Annotated in this window: 11 protein-coding genes and 2 pseudogenes; 3 read left to right on the top strand and 10 right to left on the bottom strand. The window is 61.4% G+C overall.

Features of this window, described 5'->3' with window-relative positions:
* The 8 genes from ACTJKE_RS30680 to ACTJKE_RS30645 all read right to left on the bottom strand — a co-directional run.
* A partial coding sequence (locus ACTJKE_RS30680) for an alcohol dehydrogenase catalytic domain-containing protein (RefSeq protein ID WP_440693408.1) occupies positions 1–680 on the bottom strand: 680 nt, incomplete at its 3' end.
* Between the two features lie 48 nt (positions 681–728).
* Positions 729–1,415: an ABC transporter permease gene (locus ACTJKE_RS30675; protein WP_058329501.1), complete on the bottom strand. Its 687-nt coding sequence runs from the start codon at positions 1,413–1,415 to the stop codon at positions 729–731.
* 3 nt (positions 1,416–1,418) lie between these two features.
* Positions 1,419–2,126, bottom strand: a complete 708-nt coding sequence (locus ACTJKE_RS30670; RefSeq protein WP_058329500.1) for an ABC transporter permease — start codon at positions 2,124–2,126, stop codon at positions 1,419–1,421.
* Positions 2,127–2,221: 95 nt separating this feature from the next.
* Complete coding sequence (locus ACTJKE_RS30665) at positions 2,222–3,019, bottom strand: transporter substrate-binding domain-containing protein (protein ID WP_058329499.1); 798 nt, start codon at positions 3,017–3,019, stop codon at positions 2,222–2,224.
* 77 nt (positions 3,020–3,096) lie between these two features.
* A complete protein-coding gene (locus ACTJKE_RS30660; RefSeq protein WP_156437095.1) occupies positions 3,097–5,061 on the bottom strand; it encodes a DUF2817 domain-containing protein in 1,965 nt (654 codons plus the stop codon).
* Between the two features lie 108 nt (positions 5,062–5,169).
* Positions 5,170–6,279 (bottom strand): histidinol-phosphate transaminase, encoded by a 1,110-nt coding sequence (gene hisC / locus ACTJKE_RS30655; RefSeq protein ID WP_063893430.1) that lies wholly within the window; start codon positions 6,277–6,279, stop codon positions 5,170–5,172.
* Positions 6,280–6,338: 59 nt separating this feature from the next.
* On the bottom strand, positions 6,339–7,439 hold the full coding sequence (locus ACTJKE_RS30650) for an FAD-binding oxidoreductase (RefSeq protein ID WP_058329498.1): 1,101 nt from the start codon (positions 7,437–7,439) through the stop codon (positions 6,339–6,341).
* 12 nt (positions 7,440–7,451) lie between these two features.
* The gene (locus ACTJKE_RS30645; RefSeq protein WP_058329497.1) at positions 7,452–8,498 is read right to left on the bottom strand and encodes an aromatic ring-hydroxylating dioxygenase subunit alpha; all 1,047 of its coding nucleotides are present in this window, start codon (positions 8,496–8,498) and stop codon (positions 7,452–7,454) included.
* A 123-nt stretch (positions 8,499–8,621) separates the two neighbouring features.
* Between ACTJKE_RS30645 and ACTJKE_RS30640 the strand changes: the two genes are divergently transcribed.
* A complete protein-coding gene (locus ACTJKE_RS30640; protein ID WP_058329496.1) occupies positions 8,622–9,545 on the top strand; it encodes a LysR family transcriptional regulator in 924 nt (307 codons plus the stop codon).
* Between the two features lie 166 nt (positions 9,546–9,711).
* Here the strand turns inward: ACTJKE_RS30640 and ACTJKE_RS30635 are convergent.
* Together ACTJKE_RS30635 and ACTJKE_RS30630 are read right to left on the bottom strand one after the other, a co-directional pair.
* Positions 9,712–10,429 (bottom strand): annotated as a pseudogene (locus ACTJKE_RS30635) (HoxN/HupN/NixA family nickel/cobalt transporter).
* A gap of 11 nt (positions 10,430–10,440) precedes the next feature.
* Positions 10,441–10,635, bottom strand: a pseudogene (locus ACTJKE_RS30630) (transposase); the annotation flags it as partial.
* Positions 10,636–10,807: 172 nt separating this feature from the next.
* Here ACTJKE_RS30630 and ACTJKE_RS30625 point away from each other — a divergent pair.
* Positions 10,808–11,020, top strand: a complete 213-nt coding sequence (locus ACTJKE_RS30625; protein ID WP_440637359.1) for a hypothetical protein — start codon at positions 10,808–10,810, stop codon at positions 11,018–11,020.
* Positions 11,021–11,119: 99 nt separating this feature from the next.
* Positions 11,120–11,353, top strand: coding sequence for a hypothetical protein (locus ACTJKE_RS30620; RefSeq protein WP_058329494.1), 234 nt, complete (start codon positions 11,120–11,122; stop codon positions 11,351–11,353).
* The last annotated feature ends 13 nt before the right edge of the window (positions 11,354–11,366 follow it).

Here is an 11,366-nt window from a genome sequence, read left to right as displayed (position 1 = left end):
CCCCAGGCCTTCTTGTCGTTGTTGAGGTCGACGCCGATGATCATGTCGGCGCCGGCAAGACGCAGGCCCTGGATGACGTTGAGGCCGATGCCGCCGAGACCGAAGACGATCGCGGTCGCGCCCATCTCCACCTTGGCCGTGTTGATGACCGCGCCGATGCCGGTGGTGACGCCACAGCCGATGTAGCAGATCTTGTCGAAGGGCGCGTCCGGGTTGACCTTGGCAACGGCGATCTCGGGCAGCACCGTGTAGTTGGCGAAGGTGGAGCAGCCCATGTAGTGGTGGATCTTGTCCTTGCCGATCGAGAAGCGCGAGGTGCCGTCCGGCATCAGGCCCTGGCCCTGGGTCGAGCGGATCGCGGTGCACAGGTTGGTCTTGCGCGACAGGCACGACGGGCAGGAGCGGCACTCGGGCGTATAGAGCGGAATGACGTGATCGCCCTTCTTCACCGAGGTGACGCCCGGGCCGACGTCGACGACGATGCCGGCGCCCTCATGGCCGAGGATGGCCGGGAACAGGCCTTCCGGATCGGCGCCCGACAGCGTGAAGTCGTCCGTGTGGCAGATGCCGGTGGCCTTGACCTCGATCAGCACTTCGCCGGCCTTTGGGCCTTCGAGCTGAACCGTCATGACCTCGAGCGGCTTGCCTGCCTGAACGGCAACGGCGGCGCGTACGTCCATCGTATTTCTCTTTCTCTTAAGGTTTTCAGTCACTTCAGGCGATCGGTCTTAACGGGGCAGAAAGCGTGTAAGACGGGCTTCCAAGAGCCGCACGAGCGTGATCAGCACCAGGTTGATCAGGAGATAAAGCACGCCGGCGATGGCGAATATTTCGAGGATTGCATAGGTCTGGCTCATCAACCGCTTTGCATGGCCGGTGATCTCCAGAACGGTAATGGTGGAGGCGAGGCTCGTTCCCTTGACGACGAGGACAAGCTCGTTGCCATAGGCTGGCAAGGCTTGCCGGATGGCGAGGGGAAACGTGATCCGGCGAAAGCGTAGGAGCCTCGACATGCCGCAGGCCTGCGCAGCTTCGACGAGCCCTCCCGGAATGGACATGAGGCCGCCCCGCAGGATCTCCGAAGTATAGGCAGCGGTGTTGAGAGCGAGTGCCATGACCGCGCAACGGGCGCCGTCACCGACGATCCACCAGAGCACGGGATTGTCCCGAACGAAGGCAAGCTGCCCGAGGCCGTAGTAGAAGAGGAAGAGCTGTACCAGCAGGGGCGTGCCGCGAAAAACGGTGCTGTAGCCTTTGGCAAAACTGCTCATGGCCCTGTTTTTCGTCAGGCGCATGACCGCAAGCGCCAGGCCGAGGTTAAAGCCGATGGCGACCGAGGTGATCGTCAGGATCGCGGTGAGCCATAGTCCCTTGGCGAGGGTCGGAACTGCGAGGAAAACGAGTTCGAAATCCATGACCTATTTCCTCGTACGGGGGCGCAGAAGGCGTTCGATCCAGTCGAAACCACCCTGGCTGACCAAGGTGATCGCGAGGTAGACGAGAGCGGCGATGAAATAGAAGATGAAGGGATGGCGGGTGGAACCCGCGCCGACAAACGCGGCGCGCATCAATTCCTGCAAACCGACCACGGAGACAAGAGCGGTATCCTTGATCGTGGTCTGCCAGACATTGTTCATACCCGGTACGGCAATTCGCAGCATCTGAGGGGCAATAATGCGGCGAAAAATGCGCCTGCCTGGAATCCCAAGCGCCCGCGCCGCTTCGATATGTCCGCCTGGAATGGCAGCCAGAGCACCCCGCACGACCTCCGTTGAATAGGCCCCTGAAATGGCAGCGATCGCGACGACCGCGATGGTGAAGGCGTAATAGTTGCCAGCCAGCCCCTCGTAGCCGAACGCCGCGGCGACCCGGGCCGCGAACTCGACCGAGGAGAAAAAGAGGAGATAGATGATCAGAAGCTCCGGCACGCCGCGCACGATCGACGTGTAGAAGTCCACCGCCAACGTCAGTGGGAAAAGCCGCGCCCATTTAATCAGGCCACAGGTAACGCCGATAACGATGCCAAAGGCCATGCTCGCCATGCCGAGGGCGATGGTAATCGCCGCTCCGCGCAGGATCGCCGAAACCCAGCCGCCTTCCCATACCTGCCAAAATCCAAGTTCCATCGAACCCGCCTAACCTTCGCATTGTCCTGTCGGATAAAGCCCCGGAGAAAGGAGCGGCCTGACATTCTCTCTTTCTCCGGGAGATGCCGTTGCCGTTACTGGCAGGGACGAGAGATGTCCGTCTTGAACCAGGTCTGGCTGGCCTTGCCGATCGAGCCGTCGGCGACCAGTTCGCAGAGCGCCTTGTCGATATGGGCCTTCAGTTCGGTGTTCTCATGCGCGATGCCGACGCCAATGCCCTCGCCGAGTGTCGGGTCGAAGGTGCTCAACACCTTGACGTCGACGAACTGAAAGTCCTTGCCGTCGGGACGCGCCAGGAAATCCTGAAGGGCGGAAGCATCTGCAAACGCAGCCTCGACGCGGCCGCTGGCGAGGTCGATTTGCATCTGGTCGAGTGTGTCATAGGTCTTCAGGACGGCGGATGAGGCCCGCTTTTCCATGAAATGAGCATGGGTCGTGCCAGCCTGGACGCCGACCGTGCGGCCGTCGAGCGATGTCAGCAGCGTCTCGATGTCCTTGACGCCAGCAAGATCGGAATCCTTTTTGACCACGAACATGTTGGCGAGTTCCGCATAGCCGACCGAGAAATTGATCTGCTTCTTGCGCTCGGCGGTAATCGACATGCCGGAAATGATGATGTCGAAACGCTTGGCCTTCAGCGCTGGAATGAGGCCGTCGAAGGCCTGCACGACGAAATGACACTTCATCTCCAGTTTGGCACAGAGCAGGTTTCCGACATCCGCGTCGAAGCCCGTGACGTTGCCGGTGGAGTCAGCCATGCTCCATGGCGGATATTCCCCCTCCGTTCCGATCGACAATTCGCCCTCGGCCGCCTGGGCCGCGGTGAGGCCGGTGGCGAAGAACGTGGCGAGCAATAGACTTTTCAGCTTCATGTTTTGGTTCCCCTTGCTGAGCATTCTTGTTGGCTCTTGTCCGGAGATGTCCCCGGACGGTTGATGACGGCGGAGCGTCAGAGCGTACGGGCCAGAAACTGGCGCATGCGTTCGGAACGTGGGTTCGTAAAGACCTCCGCCGGGGCACCCTCTTCCTCCACCTTTCCCTGGTGGAGGAAGAGGATCTTGTGCGAGACCTCGCGCGCGAACTGCATTTCATGCGTCACGAGGATCATCGTATTTCCTTCTTCGGCAAGCTGCCGGATCACGCGCAACACCTCGCCGACCAGCTCGGGATCGAGCGCGGAGGTCGGCTCGTCCAGGAGAATGAGCTTCGGCCGCATGGCGAGCGTGCGGGCGATTGCTGCACGCTGTTGCTGCCCGCCGGACAGCTGGCCGGGATATTGGGCGTGTTTGTCGGAGAGGCCGACCTTCTTCAGGAGAGCGTGTGCGTGGTCGACGGCTGCCTGCCGCTCCTCCTTCAGGACGTGCAGCGGCGCTTCTATGATGTTTTCGAGAACCGTCATATGTGGCCAGAGGTTGAAGTTCTGGAACACCATGCCGACGCGCGAGCGGATGCGCTCGACCTGCCGCATGTCGGAAGGTGCAGCACTGCCGTCCGGCGTTTTCTTCATGCGGATTTCTTCGCCGTCGATGATGATGCGGCCGTCGTTCGGCTGTTCGAGCAGATTGATGCAGCGCAGGAAGGTGCTCTTTCCCGAACCGGAAGAGCCGATCATCGAGACGACCTCTCCCGGCTGCGCAGAGATGTTGACGCCGTTGAGCACGGGAAGAGGGCCAAAGCGCTTGTGGATGTCGTGCACCTCGATCGCCGGCCTTTCATCCAGTTTCGGACCGCCGGCTTCCGGGTGGGCGACGACGGTGACAGCCTGCGCCGCAGGAACAGGTTTTTCGGCGCCCGCGCCGCCGACCGACTTGAGGTCTGCGAAAGCGCGGTCGAAATGGCGCAGCGAAGCCGCAAGACAAGTGCGCTGCCAGTCGGCGTCCTCGGGAATGAAGGCGGCGCGCAGGGTTTCTTTGATCTTGCTGCCGAGCTGTGTGTCGATCTTGCCGAACATATGAAGCCAGTTGTCCGCCTGAACCGCATCGGAGACCGTGGCGCCGTCGAGGGTTCCGCATTCGACAACCAGAGGCAGGACGCGTGCCTTCGGCAGCGCATTGCACACCGCGGCGGAGACATAGCCCGTGGCCGTCGCGGCGATGCCGGTATCCGTCGTCGCATTCTGGCCGGTGACGACGATCGAGAGGGCAGGGCCGAAGATGCGCCGCCCCCATTCGAGGCCGGCATGTTCACGCTCGGCGACGGAGAGGAGCGCAGGATAGCCATAGGGGCCGGCGCCAGTGTGCAGGTCGAAGACGATGACTTCGGCGGCCTGCTGAGCGAATGTCGACAGGATTTCGATGAGGGTACGGTTGGACCAGACCGGACCGTCGCCGCCGTAGAACAGACCGTCTGGAAAATCATACTGGCCGGCTTCCACGATCGGGGCGATGCCAACATAGCCGCCGAGCTGATGCTTCGCGGCTTCATAGGCTTGCGCCGCGGCATCGCGCTCCGGCCCGTCCCAGGCACGACAGACGAGCGCTCCGTGCAGGGCGGCATAGCGTTCGTTTTTCGGCGCGCCCTTCGGCCAGTCGATGAAATTGCGGTTGAGATCGACGTTGTCTTCGTTCACCCGACGCGACCAGGCGGTGCCCCAGGGGTTGATGAGGTGGATTGCCAGGACGGCGGTGTCATCGGGGAGCTGCCAGGGCGAATTCTGCGAAAGCCATGCGGTCTGGCAGGCCGAGCCGAAGGGACCCTCGACGCCATGGGTGCCGGAGATCAGCACCATCAGCTTTTCGGCATCGCTGCGCCCAAGATAGGCAACGTCGGTCGCAAGCCGCTCTCCCTTCGGGCCGTGCAACGGGTGCAGGTATTCAACCAGGCTGGCGCCAGCGGTGCGCGCGGCGGCGAGAAACCGGGCGCGCAGGGCCGAGAAATCGCCGGCGAAAAGACCGGTAGGCGTTGATGGGGACATGCGACTGGGCTCCCGGTTCATCTTATAGAGGCTTGCGTTTCCGCTCATTGTTCGTTCCCGAAGGGCTTGGAGTGCCCCTTTGTTTTGTGTGAGAGGGAGGTCGCGCGCCTATCCCTTGGCGAGAGCGCGAAGTGCGTCGAGAAATCGGTCGTTCTCCGCAGGAGTACCGATCGTTACGCGGATGAAGGTGTCATAACCTTCCTCCTTCCACGGCTTGACGATGATGCCGCTCGACAGAAAGTGCGCCATCGTCGCGGAACCGTCTCGGCCGACATCGATGAACAGGAAGTTCGTCTGCGACCTCGCTGATCTAAGCCCCATGGCGGCCACAACGTCGGCGACGCGCACCCGCTCGCGTTTCAGCATCGCGACCGAAGACGACATCCATGCCTCGTCTTCCAGTGCGGCGACGGCGGCGACCTGCGCGGCGGCGTTGACGTTGAAGGGCGTCTTGGCGGCGCTCACGGCCCGTGCGAGCCGGACATCGGATGTCACGGCATAGCCGACGCGCAAGCCCGCAAGCCCATAGGCCTTGGAAAAGGTCCGCAGCACCACCCAGGACAAGTCCGTCGCCGGGAGCGCGGAAAGGCCGTCGGGCGTGTGTTCGTCCGTGAACTCGAAATACGCCTCGTCGAGCACGAGAAGCGTTTCATGCCTGACCGCCGCGAGAATGCGCTTCAGCCCCTCACGGTCGAGCGCCGGCCCCACCGGATTGGACGGGGAGGAAAGGAAGAAAATCGCCGGCGCGCGCTCGAGAATGGCGACAATCGCCGGTATGTCGAAGTCCAGGTCCGGCCGCATCGCGACTTTTTCAACCTTGGCGCCATTGGCTAGAGCTTCGATCTCGTGCAGCCCGAAGCCGGGACAGACCGTGCCCACGACGGCGCCGGGACGCAGCACCGCGCGACAGACTGCGGCGATCATCTCCTCCGAGCCGTTACCGGCGACGATGCGATCAGCGGAAATGCCGAGCTTCTGGCTGAGCGCTGCGCGCAGCGTTGTGCAGGCTGGGTCGGAGTAGCGTGAGGGATCGAGGTTCGCGAGTGCTGCTGCAACACGCGGCGAACAGCCATCCGGATTTTCGTTGCTGGCAAGCGCCGCGATGTCTTGGCGACCGCTTTGTTGTCGCGCCGCGGCAATGTTCATGCCGGCATTATATGGCGGCAGGCCGGCGACATGGGGATTGAGCGGGATTTCGGAATGGAGCGGTTTTGTCACGGATCCTCCTTCGGGGATTGGACAGCCTGGTTCAGGCCGCAGCCTCTTGTTCTGGGCGGTCAGAGGTCGAGCACGATCGAGGATTTCGGTCGGGTGCAGCAAAGCAGCACGCGGTCTGCCGGCACCTCGTCGAGAGGTTCCTCGAAATAGTCGACTTCGCCCGAGACGAGACCCTGTTCACAGGTCCCGCATACCCCAGCCCTGCAGGAGAATTCGGGCTCGATGCCCTCAGCCTCCAGGAAGGCGAGGATGGATTCGCTCCCGCTATCCCAGGTCAGACTTTGGCCCGACTTTTGAAGGACGACGTGCAAGCCATCCCCCCCGGTGGTTGGTTCGGCAGTGCGCGTCACGGCACGTCGCGCCGTGGTTTGCCCCGTCTCCGATAGAAGGCTCGCCGGCCCGAAGAACTCATAGGCGATGCGTTCCTTGCGCACCCCCAGGTCGATCAGAATGCTGTAAAGGGCCCGCATGAAGGGCGGTGGCCCACACATGTAGATGTCGTAGTCGTCGAGCGGGAGAAGTCCCTGAAGCGTGGCGCGCGTCAGGAAACCCGTCGAATGGCATAGGGGAGCCTCGAGGTCGCTGCTTGCGGCTTGGCGGTAGCAGAAGTGCAGAGTGATGCCAGTCCTCAAGGCGGCCAAATCCTCGACCTCTGCCCGCAGGGCATGGACGGCGGCGCTGTCGCAGGCATGAATGAACCAGACGCGGCGGTCGCTTTCCCGTGCCAGCACATCCAGCATCGAGACTGTCGGGGTCAACCCGACGCCGCCGGAAAGGAGCACCACGGGCCGGGAACTCGCGCTGTCGAGCTTGAATGCGCCACGCGGCGGGTCGATCTCGACGAGGGCGCCGGGTTCGATTTGGTCATGGAGCCAGCAGGAGCTCAATCCCTCCGGCACGCCTGGCGAAGGGGCAGCCTCTCGCTTCACGGTGATCCGATACGTACCCTCCTCGCGGGGCGAGGAAGAGACGGTGTAGTTGCGCAGGACATGTCCGCCCTTGCGGCCGGGTACGCGGATCGTCAGGAACTGTCCCGGCTCGAATGACCGCCAGTGCTGCGGCTCGACAGGGGCGAGACGGAATGACGTGATGGTGTCGCTTTCGCGTACCTTCGAGACGACTTCGAAGGGGCGGAAGCGTGAGGCCGCGGCATCGAACATCCGGATCAAACCCTATTCAGCAGCAGCGCTTGTCGGATCGGCTTGCGCTTCGGCGGCAATCAGCTGGGCCAATTTGCGCCGGAAGCGCATCGGACCGACATCGATCTTCAGGTCGAGGTTCGGCGTCTGCATGTTGGCCATTCCGTAATGGACAGCCTCCAGGACAACGCGATCTTCCTCGAAGGCGCCGCGTACGGATTTGGCAAAGCTCGCCGATACTTTTTCGTCATCAGGCGCGAAGTTGCGCATCTGGAACCAGTAGTATTTGGTCCGGTTCTCATCGACCGGGGTCATGAAGTTGTAGCTGTCCATGAGGAAGGTGTTCTCAGGAAGCACGCTGCCTTCGCCACCCGTATGGGCGGGCGCGAAAATCGCCTTGATGATCGCGTTGCTCGGATAGCGCACCTCGTAGTGCTGCTTGCGGTCGGTGTTGCCCTTAAACTGCAGGAAGGGCGCATAGAACGGGGCCGGTTCCGAGTCGATCATCCAGCGCCAGACGGTGACGCCGTCGTCCTTCACGGTCGTCTCAAGCGGCGTTTCCTCGCAGGCAGAGCTTGCGAAGGACGACTGGTGGACCCAGGCGACATGGGACGGGTCGAGCAGGTTGTCCGTCATGTAGAGGTAATTGCAGTTGAGGGTCATCGACTCGCCGCGATTGATGCCCCACGCGGGGTCACCGAAATGCTCGACTTCGAAGATATCCTTCGGATCCGCCTGAGCGGCATTGCCCATCCAGATCCAGAGCAGCCCGTAGCGCTCATGGACCGCGTAGGAGCGCACCTTGGCGACGTGCGGAATGCGCTCGGCGCCTGGCACCCGCGTGCAGGTTCCAGAACAGTCGAAGGTGAGGCCGTGGTAGCCGCATTCCACGTCGTCACCCTTGATGCGTCCCATGGAGAGCGGCAATTTCCGATGAGGACAGGCATCCTCGAGGGCGGCGGCCCGACCGTCCTGCTTGCGGTAAAGGACGATGTTTTCGCCGAGTATCGTAATGGGCTTCAGCTCGCGGCCGACTTCGTGGTCCCAGGCTGCAACGTACCAGGCATTCTTGAGAAACATTTCGCTCTCCTTGCGTTTTGTTAAGCGAATGTTCGACGTTTTCTTTGTGCCAACAAGTTGCCAACGCCTGCGTTCTTTTTTAGAAAATCTAAATTGGAGTGGCTGGACGAGGAGAGTTGTGCGATGCCGAACCCGTCGTTGCGGGGCTTGCAGGCCTTTGAAGCAATCGGTCGATGTGGCTCGGTTAGTGCCGCCGCTGAAGATCTCGGCGTTTCGCCCGGCGCCGTGAGCCAACTGGTCCGAAACCTGGAACAATGTCTTGGCCTGACATTGCTGGAGCGCCGCGGGCGGCGGGTTGAACTGTCTTCATGGGGACGGCTGTACTATCGCGAGGTCGCGAAAGGCTTTCAGCAACTCTCCCATGCCGCGAACGTCCTCACCCGCGCCAGGAATGAGACCAGCATCGTTCTAAGTGCGCTGACGTCGGTCGCCAACAAGTGGGTCAATCGCAAAATCTTCGACTGGCAATTACTCTGTCCGGAATCGAGCGTGCGCATCCTCGGCCAGGAGCAGGAGCCCCGCATCGGTATCGAGCAGGTGGATTTCCGCATCACCTACGGTCGACGGTCCTATGTCCACGAACATGTGGCCAATCTGTTTACGGACTGGATCGTTCCGGCTTGCTCGCCAACGCTGATCGCGGGACGCAGCCTCGAAACTCCGCGCGATATCCTGAAGTTTCCCCTCCTCAACGTGGAGTGGGAGGATGACTACAAGGCTTCGCCGCAATGGAATGACTGGGCGGCGTTGGTCAACGCCGATGGCGGCCAGAAATTCTCGGGTCTCTCCTTTACTCTGTCGAGCAGTGCCATCGACGCGGCCGTAAACGGCAGGGGTTTCGTCCTCGCCCAGGTTTCCATGGTCAAGGACGAGATCGCGTCCGGGACCCTGATTGTTCCCTTCGATATTCGTATGAAACTGCCGGAGAGTTACTATCTGGCCTGGGACCGCGCTGCTCTCGAAAAGCCGTTTGGACAGATGTTTCACAAATGGCTGCTCGGGGTTGCGAGACAACAAGATCAAATGTCGGCGCCGATCCCAAGTTAAGACACGCTAAAATGCTCTTAACTTTGAAGAAAATGGCTCCTCACTCTGCCACGGTGCAGGCCGCCATCCACCCCTTCGCGCACGAGGTTGCCCCACAAACCCTAATGGCTCCGGAAGATCCCACCCGATATGGTGCGATGATACCATTACGAAGGTAACAGTTCGTTCAACGCGCTATGATCTCGTGGACTGCAACGGCAACGAGAATTGTGCCTGCGGCGGCCTCCACGGCTTTCGACATCTTGGTTAGAAGTTCATGCCGCGTGGCGAGCAGGCTCGCCAATCGCGTGCGGAAGAACACCGTTGCCAGCGCGACGCCGGAGAGCGTCAAGGCGACCCCGGTCATCATCACGATTGCAAACATGATGCCTGCCTCGGGGACACCGCGGGACATGGCGAAGGTCATGACGAAGAGTGTCAGCGGACAGGGGATGAGGCCCGCCATGAGACCGACGGCGACGTGTTCTCCTTCGCCGTGAAAATGTGGTGGCCGGAACAATGCGCTCCAGAGCATCCAGGCTCCGATCACTCCCAACAGACCGCGACTTATGTCCTCAAGCAGCGGGGCCGAACCAGCGCTTCCGAGCATGACCGAGACCAGTGGTAGCGAGAACAACGCGATGAGGACGGCCATGGTAACGTGGGTGACCGACAGCGCGATCGAAACCGTGAGCCCGCGTGTGAGCCCGGCTGACGACCCGGTCAGATAGGTGGCGAGCAGAGCCTTGCTGTGGCCCGGTGTCAACGCATGCACTGCGCCAAAGACGATCCCCATCGGTAGGAACGCGAGGAAGGCACTCCAGCCGCCGCCATTCGCGAAGGATTTGATGCTCCGCGAAGGCGAGATAGATGTCCCGCTGGGTGTCTATGATTGTCTGCAGCAAGCTCTTATGCCCAGTTCAGTGCGACGCCAGCGATAGAGAAGGTTTGGCGCAACTCCATGCCGCCGAGCCGCAGAGGAAACCGTCTCCCCTGGGGCATAGCTCTCCTCGATGATCTGCAGTTTAAGTTCCGTTGTCCAGCGTCGCCGCCGGACGTCGCCCCGCAGATAGGGCCACTCGGTGAGTTCCGTGCCGCTGTCAAAGGGAATCGACCGGCGGGCGAGATGGGACAGGGACTGCCGAGCTTGGATCAGCCCGTCCAAGCCGCGACTGACGGTCGTGTTGCGCTGGAATACCGCAAAGCGGCTGCCCCGCTCAACAGCGACGTCACATTGGCCTTCCCGAATTCTTCTTGCGAAACCGAATGAGATCACACTCCCAATGACCGAACTGCTTGCGCCGGCGACAGTGTCCGGACGGTGGAGAATGTTGAGTTCCGGGCTGAAGCGGCGTCGTATCGAGACCCAGCAGGCGGACGCGAGCGATAGCCAAAAGCACATCGAGGGCGAAATGCGTCAACAGCGGGGCAGACCCGCCGAAGCGCCGGCTGTGCCGGCCCTTCGGCTGCGACGAGCCAACGAAAACCGCCTTTGAGCCAAGGCGCAAAACCTCCCGCGCCCCTAATGGTTTCCCGCCTCGTTGGAACTTCGAGCCGACATCAAGATTTATGGTTTGGAAGGTTGGAGGTTATTCATGACGAACTTCAACAACATCCCCGTCGCAGAATTTGCCGCCCGGCTTACAGCGATGACAGAGGACGAGGTTTTTTCTGTCATGAACGATCTGGAGGCTGCAAGCGAATCCGTTGAAGGCACGGAACGCGATGAGGTGCTGTCGCGGATTGGATTAATCGAGGAAGAAATCGGAAAGCGCTTTCCGGGTCAGTTGCTGGCGCCGTATCGGGACTGGAAAAAACGCAACCGCTGAAATGAGCCCCTGA

Origin of the sequence: Ensifer sp. 22521 (genome assembly GCF_052044795.1) — a bacterium.
Classification (GTDB): Bacteria; Pseudomonadota; Alphaproteobacteria; order Rhizobiales; family Rhizobiaceae; genus Ensifer.
The sequence above is the reverse complement of the archived record's forward strand: the minus strand, read 5'-3'. Positions and strand labels throughout refer to the sequence as shown.